The organism is Pirellulales bacterium (assembly GCA_033762255.1).
Lineage (GTDB): Bacteria > Planctomycetota > Planctomycetia > Pirellulales > JALHPA01 > JANRLT01.
Genome location: JANRLT010000070.1, coordinates 57015 through 80405, shown reverse-complemented (window position 1 = coordinate 80405; position 23391 = coordinate 57015). Strand labels below are relative to the sequence as shown.

Annotated in this window: 17 protein-coding genes and 1 riboswitch; of the genes, 7 read left to right on the top strand and 10 right to left on the bottom strand. The window is 55.4% G+C overall.

All coding sequences use genetic code 11. The features are described from left to right. Nucleotides 1-388 precede the first annotated feature (388 nt). Nucleotides 389-1210, bottom strand: a complete 822-nt coding sequence (locus SFX18_19445) for a PEP-CTERM sorting domain-containing protein (GenBank protein MDX1965330.1) — start codon at nucleotides 1208-1210, stop codon at nucleotides 389-391. A 273-nt stretch (nucleotides 1211-1483) separates the two neighbouring features. Here SFX18_19445 and SFX18_19440 point away from each other — a divergent pair, with 273 nt between their 5' ends. After that, nucleotides 1484-2167 (top strand): phosphoribosylanthranilate isomerase, encoded by a 684-nt coding sequence (locus tag SFX18_19440; GenBank protein MDX1965329.1) that lies wholly within the window; start codon nucleotides 1484-1486, stop codon nucleotides 2165-2167. Nucleotides 2168-2318: 151 nt separating this feature from the next. Here SFX18_19440 and SFX18_19435 read toward each other — a convergent pair whose 3' ends face one another. The 6 genes from SFX18_19435 to SFX18_19410 form a co-directional block, all read right to left on the bottom strand. After that, nucleotides 2319-3794: a PhoPQ-activated protein PqaA family protein gene (locus SFX18_19435; GenBank protein ID MDX1965328.1), complete on the bottom strand. Its 1476-nt coding sequence runs from the start codon at nucleotides 3792-3794 to the stop codon at nucleotides 2319-2321. A gap of 110 nt (nucleotides 3795-3904) precedes the next feature. Further along, on the bottom strand, nucleotides 3905-4615 hold the full coding sequence (locus SFX18_19430) for an ABC transporter ATP-binding protein (protein ID MDX1965327.1): 711 nt from the start codon (nucleotides 4613-4615) through the stop codon (nucleotides 3905-3907). Nucleotides 4616-4728: 113 nt separating this feature from the next. Next, nucleotides 4729-6099, bottom strand: a complete 1371-nt coding sequence (locus SFX18_19425) for an ABC transporter ATP-binding protein (GenBank protein MDX1965326.1) — start codon at nucleotides 6097-6099, stop codon at nucleotides 4729-4731. Nucleotides 6100-6144: 45 nt separating this feature from the next. Next, nucleotides 6145-7197: a branched-chain amino acid ABC transporter permease gene (locus SFX18_19420; protein ID MDX1965325.1), complete on the bottom strand. Its 1053-nt coding sequence runs from the start codon at nucleotides 7195-7197 to the stop codon at nucleotides 6145-6147. Further along, entirely contained in the window at nucleotides 7194-8147 is a 954-nt protein-coding gene (locus tag SFX18_19415; protein MDX1965324.1) for a branched-chain amino acid ABC transporter permease, read from the bottom strand. The genes SFX18_19420 and SFX18_19415 overlap by 4 nt, the downstream gene beginning before the upstream one ends. A 274-nt stretch (nucleotides 8148-8421) precedes the next feature. After that, nucleotides 8422-9642, bottom strand: a complete 1221-nt coding sequence (locus tag SFX18_19410) for a branched-chain amino acid ABC transporter substrate-binding protein (GenBank protein MDX1965323.1) — start codon at nucleotides 9640-9642, stop codon at nucleotides 8422-8424. A 444-nt stretch (nucleotides 9643-10086) separates the two neighbouring features. Further along, a riboswitch (cyclic di-AMP (ydaO/yuaA leader) is annotated at nucleotides 10087-10175 on the top strand. Between the two features lie 186 nt (nucleotides 10176-10361). Between SFX18_19410 and SFX18_19405 the strand changes: the two genes are divergently transcribed. The 3 genes from SFX18_19405 to SFX18_19395 all read left to right on the top strand — a co-directional run bounded on the left by SFX18_19405 (nucleotide 10362) and on the right by SFX18_19395 (nucleotide 14593). After that, entirely contained in the window at nucleotides 10362-12488 is a 2127-nt protein-coding gene (locus SFX18_19405) for a hypothetical protein (GenBank protein MDX1965322.1), read from the top strand. 180 nt (nucleotides 12489-12668) lie between these two features. After that, on the top strand, nucleotides 12669-14132 hold the full coding sequence (locus SFX18_19400; protein MDX1965321.1) for a c-type cytochrome domain-containing protein: 1464 nt from the start codon (nucleotides 12669-12671) through the stop codon (nucleotides 14130-14132). Between the two features lie 89 nt (nucleotides 14133-14221). Beyond that, nucleotides 14222-14593, top strand: a complete 372-nt coding sequence (locus SFX18_19395) for a DMT family protein (GenBank protein MDX1965320.1) — start codon at nucleotides 14222-14224, stop codon at nucleotides 14591-14593. A gap of 121 nt (nucleotides 14594-14714) precedes the next feature. Here the strand turns inward: SFX18_19395 and SFX18_19390 are convergent, their stop codons facing one another. Beyond that, a complete protein-coding gene (locus SFX18_19390) occupies nucleotides 14715-15581 on the bottom strand; it encodes a hypothetical protein (GenBank protein ID MDX1965319.1) in 867 nt (288 codons plus the stop codon). 224 nt (nucleotides 15582-15805) lie between these two features. On the opposite strand from SFX18_19390, the gene panB reads away from it, so the two are divergent. From panB to SFX18_19375, 3 genes are all read left to right on the top strand, one after another. Further along, entirely contained in the window at nucleotides 15806-16609 is an 804-nt protein-coding gene (gene panB / locus SFX18_19385) for a 3-methyl-2-oxobutanoate hydroxymethyltransferase (protein ID MDX1965318.1), read from the top strand. A 360-nt stretch (nucleotides 16610-16969) separates the two neighbouring features. After that, nucleotides 16970-19063: a thioredoxin domain-containing protein gene (locus SFX18_19380; protein MDX1965317.1), complete on the top strand. Its 2094-nt coding sequence runs from the start codon at nucleotides 16970-16972 to the stop codon at nucleotides 19061-19063. 90 nt (nucleotides 19064-19153) lie between these two features. Continuing rightward, nucleotides 19154-21121 carry a trypsin-like peptidase domain-containing protein gene (locus SFX18_19375; protein ID MDX1965316.1) on the top strand — a complete coding sequence of 656 codons (1968 nt, stop codon included), beginning with the start codon at nucleotides 19154-19156 and terminating at the stop codon, nucleotides 21119-21121. Nucleotides 21122-21340: 219 nt separating this feature from the next. Here SFX18_19375 and SFX18_19370 read toward each other — a convergent pair whose 3' ends face one another. Both SFX18_19370 and SFX18_19365 read right to left on the bottom strand, forming a co-directional pair. Beyond that, complete coding sequence (locus tag SFX18_19370; protein ID MDX1965315.1) at nucleotides 21341-22123, bottom strand: polyprenol monophosphomannose synthase; 783 nt, start codon at nucleotides 22121-22123, stop codon at nucleotides 21341-21343. Between the two features lie 113 nt (nucleotides 22124-22236). Next, nucleotides 22237-23388 carry a hypothetical protein gene (locus SFX18_19365; protein MDX1965314.1) on the bottom strand — a complete coding sequence of 384 codons (1152 nt, stop codon included), beginning with the start codon at nucleotides 23386-23388 and terminating at the stop codon, nucleotides 22237-22239. Nucleotides 23389-23391 lie beyond the last annotated feature (3 nt).

Genomic DNA, 23391 nt, shown 5'->3' with positions numbered 1-23391 from the left:
CTAGGCACGCAAAGGCTATTTTTTTCCTGAATGATTCTTCACGGCCTTTTACTTCCGTCAGTCCCCCCATCAAGATAAGCAAAGGGAGTGCGAAATAGCCGAAAATCTGTCCCCCAACAATTTATTGTAATAAGAATGTTAGAATAATGTTTTTATTCCCGCTCATTACAATAAAAATACAAAAGCACTTGGGGGTTTATTGCCCAAGTGCTTTTGTTTGCAAGTTCCTGCCGTAATAAATTCGCAAAAATGCAGATAGATATTGCAGGAATCGTTTGCGGCTTACCGCAAAGGGATGCGGTGGTTTCGCGAAACTATTTGTTATATTGAGCGGAGAAAAATCCTAGCGGACGTGATTGGCAACAGGTATCCCTTTCCAACCCATGATTTACACACGGCGTTTGAGGGACCAACCCGCTAGCAGGCTCCCCAACCCCAGCAGAACCCAGGTGGAAGGCTCGGGAATACTCACAAAGGTGTTGTAGTCCCCTTGGGCTAGTGTCAACGCAGCCTGGCCGATGTTGCCCCCCGGAACCGTGGCTTGCTTGACGCCGTGAAATTCGTCCGAACGGAACGGACCGCCACCATCGTTGGCATTGAGGTACGTCATGACGTAATCAAAAGATCCACCCAAGGGCACGCCAATTGACGCCAAAGTGGTGTTGATTTCGAAAGCGCTCGCATTGGGATTGCCGGTGGGGGTCAGGTTGACCGCCGACAAAAAGGTATGGGAGCCGGCACTCAATTGCCACAGACCGGCAAATCCGCTTTCGATCCCAATGGCGTAATCCGCCTCAAAGCCGGGAGCAAAAAGCAACAGCGTATTCCCCGAACCGCCAAACCCGTTGAATCCGGAGATTGCCCGACGCAAGGGGTCGGCGCCATCCGTGAACGAGGCGGTGCTAGTAAACCCACCGGGAATAGAGTCAATGTAGATGACCCCTTGGTTAAAGAGATTTCCGCCACCTTGGCGCAGGCCAAAGTTCAGATCACCAGCCAAACTGGAATCAACATGCAATTCCGACTGGGAGCCAATCACATTGCCAAAACCGGCGTTGATCCCCCGGCTCAGGCCGACATATTCGCCGCCGTTGATCGTGCCATCATTGACCGCCGTACCCGGCGTGGTATCGACAATGACGACCGGATTGGCCTGGGCCAGCGTGGCCAATGCGCTAATAAAAAGCCCTGATAACACAAACTTCTTCATGAGCTGTCTCCTCAAAGAAAATAGAAATTACCGCATCCAATGAAACATTAATCACGCACACTCCCCGTGAATATGCGCAAGATGCGTCGGCCAGGGCCAACGCCGGATCAGCGGCAGCAATGAACTCACCCCTTGTCCTTACCTATTTGTTATAATCTAAAATATCGTCAGGGCAACGAAAGTGAGGGCATTTTTGAATATCAATTGCATCTTTTTTTCGCTTGAATTCCATCGCTTCATAGCTTTTGAAACTCTTTATTATACAAATAGATCATGTTTACCACTAAAATTTGCGGCATTACTGAACTGACGGATCTACCGGGTATTATTGATAGCCAAGTTGATGCCATAGGGCTAAATTTTTACCCCGATAGCCGTCGCTATGTCACTTTTGACTCGGCGAGGGAATTACTAAATAATATCCCCGCTTCCCTGCATACGGTGGGGTTATTTGTCAACTCCGAAGACCAGGACTTAAGAGCCGCGTCCGATTTGCCATTAAATTACTGGCAAATACATGGGGACGAAACTCCAGCCCGTCTTTTACAAATTCAGATCCTCTTGTCTAAGTTATTCCGCCAAGTCTCCCCCCCTAAATTGATCAAGGCACTCAGGCTGTTAGGACCTCCCACTTTGACAATTGATACGTTTTTAGGTGAATGTGTCCAACTGGGTGTGAAACTCGACGGAATTCTGATCGATGCCTACACACCTAAAGCTTATGGAGGGACAGGAATAACCGCCGACTGGCAAAGTCTGTCCAGTTGGCGACAGAGCTTAAATATTCCACTGATATTGGCGGGGGGGTTGACTCCGCGGAACGTGGCCCAAGCCATATCCACCGTTCATCCCGATGCCGTGGACACCGCAAGCGGCGTAGAGAGTACCCCGGGCCGCAAAGACGCGGAGTTGTGTCGACAATTTGTCCAGGCGGCCAAAAGCGCGTACGCTCACTAGTGTCGTGTCAATGCGAACGGCTCGGGTTGCGCACATTAGACACAGGGCCCTAGCCCACGGTTGCCGCAGCAATAACCGTGGACTAGCGCCTTATCATTCAAGCAATAACGAATTCGCTAGGCCGCGACATTAAACGCTCAATTTTCAGAGGCTACTCTTGTCCCTGGACGCGCATCGTGGTCGAGAGCGTGCAGGGAAATGGCTGGCGGTCGTAGGTGGCCTCGACATAGTTCACGCTATAACCCGCATCGGGCGGGGGTAGCTTGATCGTGGTCAAGCCCGAAACGTTGTCGATGGTGGTGGGCGTAAACTGCGCATTGCGAAAATCGCGGGTTTTATTGGTTGCCGTCCACAGGGTCAGTTTTTGGGGCAATGGTTCCGAGCCTACCTGCAATTGCAGGCCTTGTTCACCATTGCTGTATTTCCACGTCAGCTTGGGCAGGGTGACTCCGCCGGCGGCTTGTTCATAAAAGGCGGCCAAGGTTCCAATCAAACGGGGCATATCTTGGATATCATGCCCATTGTTAGGAACGTACAAGATGTTTGTTTCACCCGCTAGCTCGTCATAATAAAGGTTGAGCGCGTCCACGGTCCAATAACGGTCGTTGGTACCCAGGATAATCAGTTTTGGTTGGGTGATTTTTTCTTTATAAGCAAAGGGGTCAATGATTTGCTGCAACTGCCTGCCACGGGGCGTTTTGAGCATTTTGGGGAGGCTTTTTTCGGTGTAATCCTTGATTTGCTCGCTGTATTCGCCGTAATAGGCCAACTGTTGTTCCATTTGGGGAGAGAGGTTCAGCATATCGATCACCATGGGGGCGATCGCGACAGCCCGTGGCTCGACCGCGCCCGTCAACCAGGTGGTCCAACCGCGCTTGGACGCGCCGGTCACCACAAATTTGTCGATGTTTTGCTGCCATTCTTCTTGGGCGACCTTTTGCACGGTGTCCATGGCACGAACCACGCTTTTGACCATGGGGAGCAACAGGGGCCAATCGGCCTGGCCGGTTTTCATGTACTTTTCAAAAGTCAAAGAGATTATCTCATCCTCAACCTTGCCATCAAAAATGGGTTGTTGGGGAACCTGGCGCAGGATGACCAGCGGAGCTTTGATCACGTTGGCCGCTTCCAGTAAGTGGGCTGTTCGGCCCCCCACGGAAATATCATTATTTTCGGCGGGAGCTTCGTACTCCGCCTTCCAAGCGCCACCATCAACCAGGAACAACGCGTGATTCTTGGTGCTGGCGGTTTGCGGAATATACAGGTAGAGTTGGTGCTTCCAGGGGATGTCTTTCCAGGTTTGTGAGGTCATAATCAACTCGACGCCGCGCCCCTTTGGCAGGTCAAATTTGCGCCGTATTTTCCAAGAAAAACTTTCATCGGGCCGGGCGATATAATCCGCCAAGGCTTGCGAGGGGTGGGGAGCGGCCTCTTTGACGCCAGCCACGGGAACCGCGGTGGAAGGAAGGGATGCGGGCGCGGTTACCGCGGGAGCGGGGGATGTTCCCACGGGGAGGGCGGCGGGAGCAGCGGCTGTTTGACTCCAAACCAGGCTGGCGGGCGACAGTGCCAGACACGTGAGCATGGTTTTGCCACAGCGAAGAGTCAACTTATAAAGGTCTAACATGCGCAAATCCCTCGATTGAAAAATGAAAATAAAAAGCAAAAAGACAGGCCCGATCAATCCGCCGCCGTGGTGGATTGTAACACTATTTTCCAGGACGGCCCACAAAAAAATTATCCCCCCAAATACGCTTCTCGAATTCGCTCATCGTGCAACAGCTCTTTGGCGGGGCCGCACAAGGTAATTTGGCCGGTCTCTAACACATAACCACGCGAGGCAATGCGCAGCGCCAGGCGCGCATTTTGTTCCACTAATAAAATGGCCATTCCTTCGGCATTTAACTGGCGAATGACCTCAAATATCTTGTGCACGATCAATGGGGCCAAACCCAGCGAAGGCTCGTCTAAGAGCAATAATTGCGGGCGGCCCATCAAAGCCCGCGCGATTGCTAGCATTTGTTGTTCACCGCCGGAAAGCGTGCCTCCCAGTTGCGTCGCGCGTTCCCGCAAAATGGGAAATAGCTGATACATTTTTGTCAGGTCAGCCTGTACATTGCGGGCATCCGCGCGGGTAAATGCCCCCATCTCTAGATTTTCGCGAACGGTTAAGCGGGGAAAAATCTGCCGTCCCTCCGGTGACTGGCAGAGACCCAACCGGACGATCTGATTGGCCGGTTGGGCATGTATGGGTTGGCCTTGAAAATGGATCGTCCCCGCGGTGGGGCGGATAATGCCCGAGATACAGCGCAAAGTGCTGCTTTTTCCCGCGCCATTCGCGCCAATGATCGTAACAATTTCGCCCGGCTCGACCGTCAACGAAATCCCCGCCAAGGCTCGAATCGGGCCGTAGCCAGCGGAGACGTTCGTGAGCGAGAGCAATGGCATGAGTTAGGGGGCAGGGGATAGGGGCGAGGGGTCAGGGGACAGTGATTAGGGGTCAGGAATGAGGGGAAAGGCCGTATTTAATTCGTAATTTGTAATTTGTAATTTGTAATTAACTATCCCGCTTCTTCCTTCCCTAAGTACGCCTCGATCACGCGGGGGTTGGCGCGGATTTCGGCCGGGGTCCCGGCGGCGATCTTTTGCCCATAATCGAGTACGGCGATCTGGTCGCTAATACCCATGACCACATTCATGTGATGCTCGATCAGTAGCACTGTCACCCCGCGTTGACGAATGCGGCGGATCAGCTCTATCAAATCAGCCGTCTCGCTGGGGTTCATTCCAGCGCCGGGTTCGTCCAACAGCAGTAATTGCGGTTTGGTTGCCAGGGCCCGGGCGATTTCCAGCCGTCGCTGGTCCCCATAAGGGAGCGAACCCGCCAGTCGATTCGCGCGGTGGCCTAAGCCGACAAATTCCAATATTTCCCGTGCCGTGGCGGCGGCGGCGCGTTCCTGTCGTTGCTGGCCGGGTGTGTGCAAAAACATTCCCGCCAGCGTCCCGCCAATATGCCGGTCGCCGCCGACCAGCACATTTTCTAGCACGGTCATTTCGCGAAACAGGCGGATATTTTGAAAGGTGCGGGCCAACCCGCGGCTCCCAATGATGTCCGGTGTGCGACGGCTATTATTCCAGACGGTGAAAGCTCCTAAAAATCCCAATACAAAACCCGTGGCGGTCCCTCCCCACAACCACCAGGCCCGCTGGCGGTTTTTGGCCGCTTGTTCACGTAATTTTGTGTCGTCCTCCACAATTGACCGAAACCGCGAGTCTTCGCGGAGCTTGTCCAAACCGTCGGCCACGCCACTGGCCATGATCTGATTCAACGTCGCCAAGAGCTCCGCGGCATCCTCGGAGGTTCTGGCCCGGCCTAGTTGTTCGTCTTCCTGGTTGACAATCCGAAAATTCTTGGAAGAACGCTTGTCGATTCGCAATCCCGTCCCCCATAAATGGTCGTATATTGCCGCGCGGACTTTACTCCAGGGCAAAAGGGGTATCTGAGCGGGAGGCACGGCATTGCCTGGCGCGGCATCATCCATCATCGGAGAGGGAGCGGCTGCGGCTTCCTTTGCATCTTCTATCAAGCCTTGCTGCTCTTGAAAGATTTTGTAAACCGCCGTACGCCATAATTCATTGGGACCCGCCATCAGCAAAAATGCCGCCACCGCCGTGACCAGCCCGACAAATCCGGCCCATAACCAGACCCAGGCCGTGCGGGATAGTTCCAACGTCCGCCCGGCAAAGCGAATCTGTCCGGCGGTCGGTTCATAGATGCCGGTAATCGCGTTAAAGGCGGTGGTCTTTCCCGCGCCGTTGGGACCGATGAGCGAACGGATTTCTCCCGCAGGAACTTGCCAGGTAAAATCCTGCACGGCGGTCAAGCCGCCGAATTTCATCGTCAAGTTGTTGATTTCTAATAGCGGATTCATCGTGTCACACCAGAGATATTGTCCAACCCCGCGCCAAGGAGGCTGTTAGGCTGCCGCCGGGGGCGGATCCTGCAGTTCATGGGCGATCCGTTCCTCCGGGAAAATTCCCGCTGGGCGAAACTGCATCATCAGTACTAGGGCCATGCCGTAAATCATCAATTTATAATTGTCCGGCTTTAACCATTCGGAATTGGCCGCAATTTGTTGCGACAGCGCTGGCAAGAGAATTAAATCAAAACCCTTGACCAGCAGCACGCCCAAGAGCACGCCTCGGCGGCTCCCCAATCCCCCGAGTATGACGCACATAAGGATTTCAATCGACAGGTTAAAGCCATAGGACTCGGGATTGGCCGTGTTTTGAATTTTCATAACGTACAGCCCCCCGGCAAAGCCCGCCAACGCCGAAGCAATGGCAAAAGCCGCCAATTTTAGGCGGGTCACGTTAAGACCCATGCACTGTGCGGCGAGTTCGTCCTCGCGCAGGGCGACCCAGGCGCGGCCCAGGCGGGAGGATTCGAGATTTCCCAAAAGCCACAGCACCAGGGCCAGGCAGGCCAGTAAAAAATAATAAAACCACAGGTAGTTGGTGGCCCAGTCGGGGTTGCCACCGCGTTGGGTAATCCAATCCGCCAGCCAAGCGGGAAACTGGGGCGTTACCACGCCGGAGATTCCCTGCGAGCCATTGGTAATCGCCGACCAGTTCATAAGGGTGTCTTTGATGACTTCGCCAAAGCCCAGCGTGACCAGCGCCAGATAATCCCCCCGGAGGCGCAGGGTGGGCGCTCCCACCATAAGCCCCACCAGTCCCGCCGCGCACAAAGCCGCCAGCAAGCTGGGAAACACGCCAATTTGAAATGGATACGACTGCGCGCACAGAATCGCCGTCACGTACACCCCGATGGCAAAAAATGCCGCGATCCCCAGGTGCAAATTTCCCGCGTAACCCACGACGACATTCAGCGCGAGCGCTAAAATGGCATACACAAACAGCAGACTCAGGGTATCGCCAAACACATCCCATGAAAGCGCGGAAATGGGTATGGGCAGGAGGGCAAAAACGCCCAAGGTCCAGGGGAGCCAGTGGCGGAGGGGTTTCATACTTTTTCCCTCGTGTTGCGGCCCAACAAGCCCGCTGGTCTAAAAACCAAGATTAGAATTAAAATGCCGAAAATGATCGCGTTGGACCATTGTTCGCTGCCGTAGCCGCTGGCATAGGTTTTTACCAGTCCAATGAGCAGTCCCCCCAGCACGGCCCCGGGGATGCTGCCGATTCCCCCCAATACCGCCGCTGTAAAGGCATACAACCCGTTCTGGTACCCCATTTGAAACTTGACGGAGCCAATACTAAAGGCATAAAACACGCTGGCGGCCCCGGCCAAGGCCCCTCCCATGCCAAACGTGACCGAAATGACCCGCTCCACCGGGATGCCCATCAGTTCCGCCGCCACCGGATTTTGCTGCACGGCCCGCATTGCCTTGCCAATTTTTGTGTATCGCACCAATAAAAACAGACCCAGCATCAGCGGGACCACGCAAACCATCACCAGCAGGTCGGAGCGGCTGAGATAAAGGCTAGCATCCTCGCCAAAGATATTGGCATTGCGCTGGACAATCGGCGTGACATTTTGCGGACTGGCCCCCGCCCAGAGTTGGCCAAGATTTTGCAAGATGAACGAGACCCCGATGGCCGAGACCAGGGCCGCCAGTTTGGGGGCTTTGCGTAATGGCCGATAGACGACGCGGTTGATCGCGGTATTGAGCGCGGCGCAGGCAAGCATGGTCACGACCAGCAATCCCAACACATACAATATCGCCCCCCCCAGGGTCAGTTCTTCCATCTTGACTTGGGCCTGTTCCAAGAGCCACCAGCACAGAACCGCCCCCAGCATAAAGACGTCGCCGTGGGCAAAATTAATCAGCCCAATAATGCCATAGACCATCGTGTAGCCCAGGGCGATCAGCGCGATCAAACTCCCCAGGGTAAGCCCGGTGAGAGTCAGATTATAAAAATTGGAAAGCGTGGCGTCCCCCCAGAGCATTGGTAACATAGCGATTGGACAATCAAGGGAGGGGGGGGTAATTCGCGCTGAAAAAGTGTGCTCATCACACTCCGTGTGATGCTGGGGTTTGGGAATTAAAAAGTGGTTGGGGGAACAACGACACGTTATTAATTCTATTCGCTGTTTCCGCTCACGGAGTGAGAGGACTACTGTGTACTCATCACACTCCGTGTGATGAACAATAAGTATTATGGGACATGTGAGTTACAAGGTGGTTGTCAAAATTCTATTCGCTGTTTCCTCTCACGGAGTGAGAGGACTACTATTCCTCATTCATTTCATCCAACACACGGGGGGCGGCAAATTTACCATCTTGCACGACAAATCCGGTCATCCGCCGCAGCGTCGTGTCGCCATTGGCGTCAAATGACCACTTGCCCAAGGCTCCCTGAAAATCCCGCAGGCTCAAGGCGGCGTCAATGATCGCCTGGCGATCTTTCTGTTTGGCTTTGTTGATGGCCGCCACCGCGACCCGGCCCGCCTCATACCCATAAATGGCATACGGTTGCGGTTTGATGTTATAGGTTTCTTCGTACTTCTTATAAAACTGCTGGCCAACTTCTGTCAATTGATCCTCGGGCAAGCCGGGAAAGGTGACATAGCAGCGATTATGCAGATTATCCGCGCCGGCAGCGTCGATAAACGCTTGCTCGCAGCAACCGTCCGGAACCATCAGTTTGCATTTTAACCCCACGGCCACCATATCCTTGGCGATTTGGCCCCCCTGCGATTGCGTCGTCCCGCCAAAGTACACCAAGTCGGGATTGGCCTTTTTGATCTTATTCATCAGGGCCTTGAATTCGACATTGGTCACGGTGATGCTGTCATGGCCGAGCACTTCGATATCCAATTCGTCGCACTTGTCCGCAAAGAGCGTGGCGATACCCTTGCCGTACATTTCCTTGTCATCCAGGACGTAGACTTTTTTCACCCCCAGGCTTTTCGCCCAGAGCGCGCCTAAGGGACCTTGCAAGTCATCAGTGGCGACCACGCGGGTGTAGTTGATTTTGCCGGTGGGGCGGTAAATGCCCGGTTCTTGGCGGTCAAATTCGTTCTTTTTGGTGAGTCCGATCGCGGTATTCGCGGGACTAATCATCAGCAGGGGAGCGCGGTTGAGGATCGGCATCGAAATTTTTGCCGCGTTACTGTTATACGGCCCAATGTAGACCATCACATCCTGATCGGCGGCGGCCGATTTGGCGTTGGCCCCTTCCCGCTCGGCGGTCCATTGGCCCGCGGCGGCGGTGGCGTCGTCCAGGTCCTCATACTTCAAGGTAAACCCCCCCGCCTGGTAGTTGGCCTCGGCCAGGGCTAGTTTGATCCCATTTACAATCGAATCCGTCTGGTCCTTGGCGCTGCCGGTGCGGGGAAGGCTGCTGACAATCTTGATCGTCTCGGCCGCAAAGCCGCATTCCGCAGTAAAAATTGTTGTCAAACTGGTCGCGGCCAGCCACAAGCCCGCCCACAAGAAATATTTTTGCATGGTGCCACCTTGGTCCAAGTCTAGTTAAGGAAAGTGTTTGCGCATTGTAAAACGCCGCAAGTAGAGCGTCAATTCAAGGCCCGCATCCGAGGCTGATCGCCATCGGAGGGCATTTCTGGTGGTCCCGTCGGCGGACCAAGCCCTCCCCGCGGGTCACCCCACCCAACCCAGCGTAAACCAAACTGCGGCGTTACTAGTTTTTATGAGTATTTCTGCCCTGGGGTTCAATCACCCTCTCTATACCTAGAAAAAATTTGACTCATCGCGGTTAACAGGCGTAAAAGTTCGCTTATTTCCGCTAGTTTGTCATGACTTGGAATTTTCACAAGTTTTATTGCCCAAGTTAATGCTCTCTTGATTCTAGGGTGGCGGAACTTACAATGAGGTCCAGATGATGATCGAATGTCGCGGCATGCTTGGTGGCGCACTTCTGTAAAGACGCCCCTAACCACGCGGCAGCGGGGAACCCAATTGTGGGGCTAATCCTTGTGGAAGGGAGACCTTGATCCCTCGCCCGTCAGCTAACCTCGTAGATCCGTCAAGGTTTCTGCTGTTTCTATTATAGAGAACCGCATTACGCTCGCTTTCGCATTAGTCGCGCGGCTAGACTGGTATTTACCGAGGGATGTTCTTCCCCCGTGCCGGGCAAAGAGTACGCGCCCTGAAGAAAGCCCGCTCTTCGCGGTACAAGCCCCTTGGTCGATTTTATGTCCGCTCCTATGACCGCTGCCGCTAATTTGCTTCCTTCCACGAAAGGCGCCACGGCCCCCATTCCCAGTTTGGCCACCGACCCGGGCCATGCCGAACACCACCAAAGCCCCTGGTTAGCGGTGATGTGCCTGACCGGGGTCGATTACTTTAGCACCCTAGGCTATCAGCCCTACCTGGCGTTTGAAGCCGCGGGACTATTGGCGCCGCTAGCAACCGGCGTCCTGGTCCTTTTGACTCTCTTTGGCGCGCTCCCCGTGTATAGCCATGTGGCATCCAAGTCCCCCCTGGGCCAGGGCTCCATCGCCATGCTGGAAAAACTGCTGCATGGCTGGGTGGGAAAAACCCTGGTCCTGGTGCTGTTGGGCTTTGCCGCGACGGATTTTATCATTACAAAAACGCTCTCCGCGGCGGATGCGGCAGTCCATCTGGTGGAAAACCATTATTGGGAAGAATTCCGCGTCAACCATGCCCCCCCCTGGCTGGCTACAATGGGCATCGACCGCGAACGGATGGTGTTTACGCTGGCGCTCTTAACCATGCTGGGGGCCATGTTTCTGCGCGGATTTCAAGAAGTCATCGGCGTCGCCGTGGCGATTACCGTGGTCTTTTTGGCATTGAACGCCATCATTATCGGCGCGGGGATCGGTTATTTGATCTTTCATCCGCAGTACTTTTTCGACTGGTTCAATTCGGTTCAATCCGGACACTGGGAAATTAATCCAGACCATATTCCCCTGTCGGGGACCGGCTGGTGGACCATTTTGGGGATTTCCCTGCTTATTTTCCCCAAATTGGCCCTGGGTCTAAGCGGTTTTGAAACCGGCGTCGCGGTCATGCCCCTGGTCCAGGGGGATCCGGGAGACGACCCGCATCATCCCGCGGGAAGAATACGCAACACCCGCAAGTTGTTATTGGTGGCGGCGCTTATCATGTCGGTCATGCTGATCGGGTCGTCAATTGTTACCGCCACACTGGTCAATCCAATTTTCTTGCACCGCTTTAGCGTGGAAGAAGTCGCGCGGATGAGTCCCGCCGAACTGGATCACTTGCCCGGCGACAAGGACAAAATCCAATCCAAGGGCTACCGTGGCTTGGCGGTCGAACGGACGCTGGCCTTTCTGGCCCATGGCGAAGGGAAAAACCTGCAACGCCTGCATGTGCCGATCTTTGGGGAGATTTTTGGCACGATTTATGACATTAGCACCATCGCCATCTTGGCCTTTGCCGGCGCCAGCGCCATGGCCGGTTTGCTCAACCTGATGCCCAAGTACCTCCCCCGCTATGGCATGGCGCCGGAGTGGGCGCGGGCCACGCGGCCGCTGGTGATTTTATTTACCGTTATCAATTTATTCGTCACCTGGGTCTTTAACGCCGATGTCACGGCCCAGGGGGCGGCCTATGCCACGGGCGTGCTGGTGCTCATGTCCAGCGCATGCCTGGCGACACTGATTGACAAATGGCGGGAACATCGCCACCAAGGTATCCTGGCTTGGCCCTGGGCGTACGCCCTGATTACGGGCGTGTTTTTTTATACGACCGCCGCGAATGTGTATGAACGACCGACCGGCATGATTATCGCCAGTTGCTTTATCTTGTCGATATTGGTCGCTTCGTTTTGGTCGCGGTTACAGCGCAGCACCGAACTCCGGTTTCAGGGTTTTGAATTTGCCGACGACCAGTCCCGTTTTTTATGGGAAAGCCTGAAATTTTTGGAGTTTCCCGTCCTGGTGCCGCATCGTCCTGGCAACCGCGATTTGATCCAAAAGGACGCCAATATCCGCCAACGTCACCGCCTGGGGCCGGAGGTGCCGGTGGTGTTTATCGAGGCCGAACTCGGGGACCCCAGCGAATTTGAAATGAAGCCGCTGATGACCATTCGCGAGGAAGAGGGGCGGTTTGTCATTGGCGTGCAGCGGTGCGTGTCGATCGCCCACGTGATTGCCATTATTTCATTAGAGCTTTCGCGCAATGGCACCCCTCCTGAAATTCACTTTGGCTGGTCCAACGAAAGCCCCATGGCCGCCAGTTTTAGCTTTTTGCTCTTTGGCGAAGGAAACATCCCCTGGATGGTCAGCGAACTGATTCGCAAGGCCGAACCCGACCCCGCCAAGCAGCCGCAGGTGTTTATCGGGTAAAATCCAGCAGGTGTATTGATCACCACGATAGGGAGGAAAGCTAATATGACACAAAGCTGTATATCAAATGCGGTCCAGCGAACGCTGGTTTGGGTCTGCTTGCTTTTGGCAATGCCGCTCGACTCCTTTTGTCAAGAAGCCTCACCGACTGCGTCCTCGGCAACTGCGTCCTCGGCGACTGTGAACTCGGCGACTGCGGCTGAAAGTACTCCTCCCCCCAGCTTTGTCCGTGACATCGCGCCGATCCTCTTAAAACACTGCGTCGCCTGTCACGGTCTGAAAAATCCGGCGGGAGATTACCAACTGCATACCTGGGAAAAACTGACCACACCCGGCGCTAGCACGGCCGCTCCGTTTACTCCGGGAAAATTGTCCGATAGTGAATGGTTGCGCTTGATCACCCATGCCGACCCCGCCCAGCGGATGCCGCTCGAGCGTCCAGCGCTTTCCGCAGAGGAAATTCAAACGCTAAAAAACTGGATCGTGGCCGGAGCCGCTTACGACCATGCCAATCCCACTCTTCACCTGCGCGAAGTGGCCATCCGCGCGCCGCTCCCCCCGGCACCCGCGCGCTACCCAGGTGCCTGGCCGATCAGTGCGGCGGCAATTATCCCCGTGGCAAATTCCGCCTCCAATCCCGACTCCGCGGCGCGGTTGTTGACGGCGGGTTACCGTGAATTGACCTTGTGGAGCCTGCCCGCTGGAAAACTGCTGCGGCGTATTGGCCCATTACCCGAACGAATTTTAGCCTTGGCCATTTCCCCCCGTGGCAATTTGATCGCGCTGGCGGGTGGGATTCCCGCGGAGTTGGGAGTGGTCCAAGTTTATGACCTGGAGCACGAGTCTTTAATCGCAGAACTTGCCCAAGGGGGAGAGGTCTTTACCGCCGTCTCTTGGTCGCCCGATGGGACCCAACTGGCCGCGGCGGGAGCCGATCGGACGGTTCGGGTTTGGCGGCAAATCAACACCATGAAAGCCTTCCCATCCCCAGCAACCCAGCCAGAGACTCCCGCCCCACCCGAGAAGCATCCACCAGCCGAAATTCAATTTGAGGAAGTCTGGCAAACGTCGCCCCACGCGGATTGGGTGACTTGTTTAGCGTGGTCCGCCGATGGAAAGTATCTGCTGACCGCCAGTCGCGACAAAACCAGCCGTCTTCTGGACGCTGGCAATGGCAACATCGAAAGCACGTTTACCGATGTCGAACATCCGCGGGGACGGAGCGATTTCTCTCCCCTAGCTGGATATGCGTGGACCGCCGCCGAGGGAAAAATCCATGAATGGGTCGGTAATACAGGAGAGTTGTTTTCACCCAAATCCCAAAAAGACGCGGAAAAGATCCCGGACGAAGCGGAACGAAATCGCTCCCAGCGGGGAAATCCGTTTACCATTCCCAAGGGAGAAGTTCGCGGCAGCGCGCTGGTGGGGGAAAACCTGCTACTGGCTATCGACGGTGAAATATATGAGCTAAATTGGGCCAGCCGACGGCAAGTCCAGCGATACCAGGGAGCCAGCGGTGATCTATTAACCCTCCAGCACTTTGCCGCGCGGGATTGGATCGTGGGCACCACCTCCACGGGGGAAGTCCTTTTATGGAAGCCGGGGTCGGCGGAACCGTTAGCGCGATTTTTTGCCCGCCCGTAGCGCTCTTCTGAGAGTGCGGACTCGACCTCGTTCATACGGCGGATTTGCTGAATTCGGATCTGACTCTTGTGCTCGACATCAAAAGAAACATGCCCATGCCATACGTTTATTTCCAGACTGCGGCTTTATTATTTTGTTCCAATCTGTTTATGACGCTCGCCTGGTATGGCCACTTGCGGTTCAGTCATTCCGCATTATGGCTAACAATTTTGGCTAGCTGGCTGATCGCCTTGCCGGAATATTGTTTTCAGGTTCCAGCCAACCGCCTGGGACATGCCGGGGGGATCAGCTCTCCGCAGCTCAAGATCATGCAAGAGGTTATCTCAATTCTTGCGTTTTTGCTGTTTAACTGGCTTTACCTGCGGGAAAAAGTGCATCCCGGAGACTGGCTGGCGTTTGGGCTGATCCTGGCGGCGGTGCTAGTGATCTGTGTGCCGCGAATTCTGTCAACCGCGGCTTAAGTACGCTCTCCGGGGAATTAGATGCCAGAGTGGAATGTTCAGCACCCTGGGGTGGCCGACCTGCGCTTCACTAGCGCCACACTACTTGGTCGCCACAATATTTCCTTTGCGCCGACCCGCATTATTCTTTTTCTTCCGTAGGTTCATCCCCTGGTTTTTCGGTCTCGGCGGTTTTTTCCTCATTAGCCGGTTTTTTGTCGGAGTCAGGTTTTTCCTCAGCGGTGGGTTCCGGATCCTTCCCTTTATTCTTGGCTTTATCTTTAGCAGAAGCTGGTTTCTTGGGCATCGGCTTTTTAGGAGCGGCCAGCGGTTCGGCTAGTTTAACTTTGACATCCTTAAGAATTCCCCGACCATCCATGCCGGGGTAATATTCGATTTTGCAGGTCAAGGGGGTCGCGGGCGGGAGCAGCGCTAACGCCCGCGGATCTGTCAGATTAAGTTCGATCACGGCGGCGGGATCGACTTTGATTTTGACTTTGCCGACTTGCAAGATCCCATTTTTAAGCCCAGTCACTGGTCCTTGCACAATCACCGGCACGGTCTGGGGCGGAGGGCCTTTTTTGGGTTCATCGAGGCTGGGGGGAGAATCGTCAATGATGCCCGGTTTATCCCGCTCCGAGATATTGATCACTTCAAACGCGCTGACCGGCTCGGTCGCTTCCATTTTTTTCTTATGAACTTCCGCCTTGAACCGCAGCATTAGGGGGGCCTGCACCAAGGGCAAAAAGTCCACTTCCGCCGTGCCGATCACTTCCACCGTTAATTTCGGGTCGATTTGCAACAGCCAGGGCTTTTCGCCAATCATGGCTTGGCAGATGTTCCCCTTGATCCCCTGAATGGTGATCTCGGTCTCCATGGTTTCCGTCTTGGGAGGCTGCTGCTGCTGCGCCATGATCGCGGTGCCATAACACGACGCAAATACGGAAATTGCGACCACCAACAACGGACCAAAAGACGCTAACGGCAAATTTTTCCGTTGAAACCGCATGACTGATCCCCGCTTCCCCCAAAAAAGAATTTTGACGGTATTGCCCCGGCCCTAGGAGCAAACGTGCTTTCAACTTAACATGAACAAGTGCGGCCCGCCACTCGGAACTTTATTTCCTTTCAAATTCCCGCCAGCCCCCCCAGCGAATTGCATTTAGCTCGAACTTTCGCAAATATCCCGGTAAAATTTGCAAATACCCGCATTTACCCTTAACCCTATTAGACATGTCCCCTCCCGCCCCGCCCATGTCCGTCCCCCGGTTTGTCGCCCGCAAAAAAGAGGGGCCCAAACTGACGATGGTCACCGCTTATGACTACCCCACGGCTAAACTATTGGACGAGGCGGGCATCGAAGCGATCCTGGTCGGGGACAGCATGTCCATGGTCGTGCAGGGGCATAACACCACGCTGCCCGTGACCCTGGATGAAATCATCTATCATGCCGAAATGGTGGGGCGGGCCGTGCAAAAATCCCTGGTGGTAGTTGATTTGCCCTTTCCCACCAATCACCTCGGGCCGTATAAAGCGGTCGCGGCCGCGGGCCGCATCCTTAAGGAAACACGCTGCCAGGCGGTAAAACTAGAAGGTGGGGCCGAACAAGCCAGCGTTATCGCGGCCCTGACCGCCGCGGGCATCCCCGTCATGGCCCACGTTGGGCTCCGTCCCCAAAGCATCCACCTGCTAGGGGGATACAAAGTCCAACGGGACGAAGAGCGGCTCTTGGTGGACGCGCAGGCCGCCCAAGACGCGGGGGCGTTTGGAATCGTGCTGGAATGCATCCCGTCGCCGCTAGCCAAAAAGATCACCGCCCAGCTAAAAATTCCCACGATCGGCATCGGCGCCGGCCCCGACTGCGACGGTCAAGTGCTGGTCTTTCATGATTTGGTGGGCTGGCAGACGGGGCCATCGCCAAAATTTGTCAAATCGTACGCCAACGTGTCCCAAACGATCCTGGCGGCGGTGAGCGAATTTCGGGATGAAGTCCGAGCCGGAAAATTTCCCGACGCGGCGCATGCGTATGAGAAATAGGGAGGCGGGGGACGAGCCTGAGCGAGGACCCCGTAGGGGAAAGTTAGAAGTACGAATGATGAAGTTAGAATTGCTGCAATTTCATTTTATTTCTTCATCTTTAAGTCTTTATTGCCAACTGTTTAGCAGCGACGCGCAGCGGAGCGCGACAATTCAAGCTAATTTCTCTCCGGTGGGCGTCATTCTTAAGGCGAAATGACTTCTGCATTTTCCATTAAATCTTCATTTTAATTCTTTAATGAAATCTCCCCCCGTGGGAGAAGCGTTAGAATGCAGCAAGCAGACTGACTGAGATATAATTCCACATTCAAAATCCCGCAACGCCAAACTCCCCAAACCATCGTCCCGCCACCAACTCCCATGCCTAATCGCCTTGCCACCGAAACCAGCCCTTACCTGCTCCAGCACCAAAACAACCCCGTGGATTGGTATCCCTGGGGGGAGGAGGCCCTCGCCCGCGCGCGCGGGGAACAAAAGCCCATATTCCTGTCGGTGGGATATTCGGCGTGCCATTGGTGCCATGTGATGGAGCACGAGAGCTTTGAAAATCCTCAAATCGCCTCCCTGATGAATGAACACTTTATCAATATTAAAGTGGATCGCGAGGAACGTCCCGACCTGGATGCGATTTACATGCAGGCGGTGCAAATTTTGACCCGTCGGGGGGGCTGGCCGATGTCGGTCTTTTTGACCCCTGATTTACGTCCCTTTTATGGCGGGACGTATTGGCCGCCCACCGGTCGCCAGGGAATGCCCGGCTTTGACCAGGTACTGTTGGCCGTTCACGACGCCTGGATAAATCGCCGTGCCCAGGCCCTAGAGCAAGCCGCCGAGATCACCAGTTATTTGCAAAGCATGGCCGAGACCGAGTCCCCCGCGGATTCGGCGACGCCCGGCGGGGAAACGCTGCGTGCGGCGGGCGCGGCCCTGGCGCGGACCTTTGATCCGCAACATGGGGGTTTTGGCGGGGCGCCCAAGTTTCCCCATCCCATGGATTTGAGACTGCTGCTGCGCCTGGAGGAGGCCAGCGGGCGGGGCGAATTCTTAAAAATTGTCACCACCACGCTGGATAAAATGGCCGCTGGAGGAATCTACGACCACTTGGGCGGGGGGTTTCACCGCTACAGCGTGGACGAGCGGTGGCTGGTCCCGCACTTTGAAAAGATGCTGTATGACAACGCGCAGCTTGTGCTTTGTTATATCGAGGCTTTTCAGGCGACGTGTAATCCGGCCTATGCCGGCACCGCCCGCGAGACGTGCGATTATGTGCTGCGCGAGATGACCGACCCGGCGGGGGGATTTTATAGCACGGAGGACGCCGATAGCGAGGGAGTCGAGGGGAAATTTTATGTTTGGACGCCAGCGGAAGTCCAAGAGATATTGGGCGTGGAGGCAGCCGAGGTGTTTTGCCTAGTGTATGATGTCTCGCCCGCGGGAAATTTTGAAGGTGAATCGATCCTGAATCTGCGATTACCCTTGGCCGCGTTTACCCCCCGGGTGCAAATGACCGAGCTGGAATTAGCCGAGCAATTGGCCGATTCGCGTAAAAAATTGTTTGCCGCCCGCGGCACCCGGGTCAGGCCCGGCTTGGATGACAAAGTGCTGGTCAGTTGGAATGGGCTCATGATTGACGCCCTGGCCGTGGCGGGGGGAGTCCTTGGCGAAGAGCGTTATTTGGCCGCGGCGCGGAAGTGCGCTGATTTTTTATGGAGCGACTTGCGTGATTCGCAGGGGAAGCTGCTCCACACCTGGCGCGCGGGACAGGCCAAGCTGGCGGGATATTTGGACGATTATGCGGCCCTGGCCAATGGACTGGTGTCGCTCTTTGAAGCCACTGGCGAAGTTGTGTGGCTGGAAAGGGCCGTGGAATTAGTAGAAAAGATGCAGCAACTCTTTGCCGACCCAGCGGGGGGTTACTTTTTTACCGCCAGCGACCAAGCAGAATTGCTCACCCGTCATAAGGATCTGCAGGATAACGCCGTCCCCAGCGGTAATTCGCTAGCGGCGCTGGCGTTTGCGCGGCTGGCCAGCTTAACCGGCCGGACGGAATATACCACCGCCGCACAGGGAGTTTTTCGCAGCGCTGGGCAGCTTTTGACGCGGTTTCCCACGGCGGCGGGGTTATTATTACTGGCGGTCGATTTGGCTAATGGTCCAACGGCGGAACTGGTCCTTACCGGCGATCCCCAGCATCCCGATTGGCCCCTGGCGCGGCAGGCGGTCTTGCGATCCTGGCACCCGCGGAGGAGCGTGGTATTGTGGCCCATCGCCGCGCTATCACCGACAAATAATGCACAAGAAAATGCGATTTCTCCGCTATTGGAGCCGTTATTAGCGGGAAAAACCGCTCCCGCGACGGCCGAGGGCCAACCGACCCTGTATATTTGCCAGAATTACCAGTGCTCCGCGCCGTTATTGGGTTTTTCGCAAATTCAAACTCATTTCCACAGGTAGTTGGCTTTGTCAGAGCGGCGAGGTTAAAATAAAGCCACTTTAGCTCAACTCATTCTTTTCAACAATTATTGATTTGTGCGGGGTGGCCACATGGGGCAAGCCAAAAACGATACCTTTACGCAACTTCGCTTGATCGTGCGGATCGCCTTGATCATGGCGATCGTCGGCCTGAGCAGCGTGATCGCGTTTGTCTATTTCACCGGCTGGAATGAAGTCCGGGTCAACAATATCTATGAGGAAGAGTTGGCACGGCGCAAGTCGGATCCGTCCAACTCGCCAGACGTGGATCTGACCGAGAAAGCGGCGCTCTCGGTTAGAGGGGGCAAAACGGAAATCACCAGTTCCGCTTTGGAACCGTCGGCTATCGACGAATTTTCGTCCCATAGTCATAACCTGGAACCCAGCGATCTGCCGCAATTATTGGAGAAAGTCGATGGCGGAATTGTGCAGATCATCGCCAAGGACGAACGTGGCCGTGGTTACGGCACGGGCAGCGGCTTTGTGGTCAATGACGCCTGTCTTGTCGTGACAAATTACCACGTGATTGACGACGCCCACGCGGCGGATGTGATCTTTCGCGATGGCAAGAAATATAAAGTTTTGGGTTGCCGTGCCTGGGACGGGGACGGAGACTTGGCGGTGTTGGAAATCGAAAAGCCCCCCGCAAAATTTGAAATCGTAAAAATCGCCACGGAGTTGCCCGAGGTGGGCGAATCCGTGGTGGCGGTCGGGCATCCTTCGGGATTTCGCTACACATCCACCCTGGGCGAGGTCGCCGCCCTGCAAAAGACCCGCGAACTGCCCGAGCCATTTAATATGGAAATCGACGCGCCGGACGAGTATCAATGGGTGCAGACCACCACGTTGATCACCGGCGGCAATAGCGGGGGTCCGTTGCTCAATGGCGCGGCAGAGGTTATCGGCGTGAACACCTGGATTGTCGAGCGGGCCAAGCTGGGATTTGCCGCCAGCGGCCTGCATGTGGCGGAACTGCTAAAGAAAACCACCGACAAGGCGGTACCCTTTGCGGAGTTAACCGCCCCCGCCAACAAGATCAAAAGCGCGATCAGCGGCTATGACGGGATCATGGACAATTACCGCACGCGGTTGGAGCGGGCCAAAACGCCGGAACAAATCGCCAGCCTGGAAAAACAGCATCCCGCCCTTTCCACCTCGCGGGAACTATTAAAAATGGTCAAGGATCATCCGCAATCCCCCGCGCGAACCGACGCGCTGGATATGCTGGTGCGGGTGCTATGCAACGAGACTTGCCCCGCTAGTTGCGACGCGCTTCTTTTGGAAACGCTGCGGACCATCGATTCCGCCAAGTGGAACGACAAACGAACGCTCCGATTGGCGTTTTTGTTAGGACGCTGCCGACACAACTCGGGTTTTAGCTATCTCAAACGGATGGCCCAAAAGCACGAAAACCGGACGATCCGCGCCGTCGCCTGCTTTAGCCTGGGAGCCAGCAAAGCCCGCCAGACCGAGCGCGACCCCAAGTGCGCTGACGAAGCGATCAGCTTTTACCGCTATCTGGTCAAAAATTATCCCGATGTCGAACCAGCCGGATTTACGGACATGATAGCCACGGTCAAAGAACAAATTTATATTCTGGAAAACCTGGCGATTGGCCGCATCGCCCCGGAGATCGAAGGTCCCGATGCAACCGGGACGGACTTTATGCTGAGCGATTATCGCGGCAAAGTCGTGCTTTTATGCTTTTTTGCCGATAAGGACTCCTTTAGCAGAAGCTATTACACCTTGGTCCGCAAATTAGCTGATAAGCACAAAAACGCCCCTTTCGTTGTCTTGGGCGTGTTATGCGACTCTTCTCCCGAACGGTTACAACAACTCATCGAGGCCAAAACCATCACGTGGCGTTGCTGGTTCGATGGGGACGCGGGACTGGCGGTTGATGATTACAAAATTGACGAATACCCCACGACGTATCTTTTAGACGCCACGGGCACGATTCGCCACAAGGATATTCCGCCGGCCAAGATTAATGAATTAACGAATAAACTTTTAGCGGAGGTAAAAACCGAGAAAAAATAACCCTCATGGACAAGCAAAGGGTATAGACTTCCGCAGCAAAAACAAAGCCGCTTATGGTATGGGGGGACGACACAAAGCCGCCGATGGTATCGGCGGAAAGCAAAAATTGATAAATAACCCCCTTGGGGGCATAGCGCCATTTATTTCTATAACACGCGAAAGCCTGCTGGACCCCTTATCCCAACCCCACTCTGCAACCACCCATCCTCCACTCGCCCCTCACCCGCCCCACAAACCCAACCGCGCGATAATTCCCAGGGCGTTGAGAGCTTCCCGGTTGTTGATCTTGGACACGCCTTTTTCCCGGTCGGCAAAGGTAATCGGCGTTTCGCCAAACCTGGCTCCCAGCTTGCGCAGCCTCCATAAAATTTCTTCTTGAAACGAATATCCGCGCGATAGCATTCGGGAAAAATCCAACTCGGCCAATTTACTGACCCGGTAACAACGATACCCCCCGCTACAGTCCCGCGGAGACAGCCACATCAACCAGCGCGCGTAGAGGTTGACTCCCCGGCTCATCAGATGCCGTCGGAGGGGCCAGCCGACGACTCCCCCTCCCGCCACATACCTCGACCCGATCATCACATCGATCGGCTCCCCCGTTGCCGGGGCCATGCCCGCCACCAAATCTGGTAAATAGCGCGGATGGTGGCTAAAGTCCGCATCGACATTGATCACATAATCATATCCCCGCGCGATCGCCCATTGCATGCCGGCAATGATCGCCGTACCCAGGCCTTGTTTGCCCGCGCGGTGCATCACATGGATTCGTGTGTCGGCCGCGGCGGCGGTGTCCCCCCATTTGCCGGTGCCATCAGGAGAGTTGTCATCGACGATCAGTACGTCGGCCGCGGGCAAGAATTGATGAATTTGGGCGATCAGCGCCGGGAGATTTTCGATCTCATTATAGGTCGCCGTCATTACCAACACGCGGGGATTGCCTGCCGCGACAAGTTGTTGGTGTACCGGGGAAGCGTCGGCAACAAAGGAAGTGTCTGCCATGCAAGATAGCCAATTAAATTGCGGGTCAATCTTTACAGCGGGTATTATAAACTTAGGCCAGAAACGCCCCAACGGTTAATTCCAGCCGACAAATTCGCTTAAAATCCCAAATTTTACGCCGAAACCATGCTGCCTGGAATTTTTACCGGCATGCCATTCGACGTAGTCGAGGGCGATTCCAGAGCAATCCACCCATCGATCAGCACATTATTTTCTATTAAATCCCGCCGCAAGCCCTGCCAACTTCCTCCCGCTCCCAGAGCGCCGGGATGCAGCACCAACTGCCGTTCATGGGCGAGTTGGGAAATATTCTGTGCAACGGGGGACCATGGTCCACTGGTAACCACCCAGGTGGCGGGATAATCCCGCTGCACCGCCTGCAACATAGCGGCCAGGGAAGCGGCCGTATCAGGTTGTGGGGCGGCTGCAATGGTTCCCACCCCTAGAAAATCGATCGTCGGCCAGGGTGTTTGGCACAAAGTCTGGCTCAGTCGCGCCTGACCGGTGACCACATCCGTCCAACCGGGGCCGGCCGTCCAACCAAAATACTCGGCCAAGCTCCCCGCGGTCGTGCCATCGATCAACAGCAACCGCCGCTCCTGGCGGCTCGCCCAGGCTTGCGCCACGGACCAGAGAAAGCGCACAGCGACCAACTGTTCCGGCTGCGCCAGATGCCACTGTACCATGCGGGATTTTTCCCAACGGAGCCCACGCGCCTGCCGCTCGACAATTTCTAAAATTGTCGGCTCAAAATCCAGCAAAGGCCGGATGACGGGATGCGATGTCGACTCCTCGAGGGTAATGACCCGCGGCGTTTCATGATTCAAATCATCGGCCAGCGGTAAGTGGGAAGTAATTTCCCTGGCAGGAGGATCCGCAAGAGAGCGTCCTTCCGGAACAGGGGAGGTTTGCTCGGTCTCTAAAATGACTTCCGTCAGGCAACCGGTGTCCACCTGGGACACGATCGCCGTGGTATCCGGGACGGGACTTATCCTGGTTAGCAATTGTGGAAGTTCGGGCAAGCCTAAACCGACAAACAATCGCCGTTCCGCTTCGGTGGGACGGGGTTCGCCCGCGCTGGAGAAAGATTCCGGCAAAGGTCGCGAACTCGCTGGAATTTGCTCGGCGGGAATGGCCTCGCCATTGTCCACCGTGGGAAGACGGGTCAATACCCGCACGCCATGCGGCAACTGCCAAAAGGCCAAATGCGGGCGCGTGGGCCAGTCGGCCGCGCGCTCGCCGGAATGGGGGGGATCAAATCTCATGAA

Excerpts from the sequence above, each read along its gene's own strand:
- SFX18_19445 (MDX1965330.1), bottom strand. The coding sequence starts at position 1,210 with ATGAAGAAGTTTGTGTTATCAGGGCTTTTTATTAGCGCATTGGCCACG.
- SFX18_19440 (MDX1965329.1), top strand. The coding sequence starts at position 1,484 with ATGTTTACCACTAAAATTTGCGGCATTACTGAACTGACGGATCTACCG.
- SFX18_19435 (MDX1965328.1), bottom strand. The coding sequence starts at position 3,794 with ATGTTAGACCTTTATAAGTTGACTCTTCGCTGTGGCAAAACCATGCTC.
- SFX18_19430 (MDX1965327.1), bottom strand. The coding sequence starts at position 4,615 with ATGCCATTGCTCTCGCTCACGAACGTCTCCGCTGGCTACGGCCCGATT.
- SFX18_19425 (MDX1965326.1), bottom strand. The coding sequence starts at position 6,099 with ATGAATCCGCTATTAGAAATCAACAACTTGACGATGAAATTCGGCGGC.
- SFX18_19420 (MDX1965325.1), bottom strand. The coding sequence starts at position 7,197 with ATGAAACCCCTCCGCCACTGGCTCCCCTGGACCTTGGGCGTTTTTGCC.
- SFX18_19415 (MDX1965324.1), bottom strand. The coding sequence starts at position 8,147 with ATGTTACCAATGCTCTGGGGGGACGCCACGCTTTCCAATTTTTATAAT.
- SFX18_19410 (MDX1965323.1), bottom strand. The coding sequence starts at position 9,642 with ATGCAAAAATATTTCTTGTGGGCGGGCTTGTGGCTGGCCGCGACCAGT.
- SFX18_19405 (MDX1965322.1), top strand. The coding sequence starts at position 10,362 with ATGACCGCTGCCGCTAATTTGCTTCCTTCCACGAAAGGCGCCACGGCC.
- SFX18_19395 (MDX1965320.1), top strand. The coding sequence starts at position 14,222 with ATGCCCATGCCATACGTTTATTTCCAGACTGCGGCTTTATTATTTTGT.
- SFX18_19390 (MDX1965319.1), bottom strand. The coding sequence starts at position 15,581 with ATGCGGTTTCAACGGAAAAATTTGCCGTTAGCGTCTTTTGGTCCGTTG.
- panB (MDX1965318.1), top strand. The coding sequence starts at position 15,806 with ATGTCCCCTCCCGCCCCGCCCATGTCCGTCCCCCGGTTTGTCGCCCGC.
- SFX18_19380 (MDX1965317.1), top strand. The coding sequence starts at position 16,970 with ATGCCTAATCGCCTTGCCACCGAAACCAGCCCTTACCTGCTCCAGCAC.
- SFX18_19375 (MDX1965316.1), top strand. The coding sequence starts at position 19,154 with ATGGGGCAAGCCAAAAACGATACCTTTACGCAACTTCGCTTGATCGTG.
- SFX18_19370 (MDX1965315.1), bottom strand. The coding sequence starts at position 22,123 with ATGGCAGACACTTCCTTTGTTGCCGACGCTTCCCCGGTACACCAACAA.
- SFX18_19365 (MDX1965314.1), bottom strand. The coding sequence starts at position 23,388 with ATGAGATTTGATCCCCCCCATTCCGGCGAGCGCGCGGCCGACTGGCCC.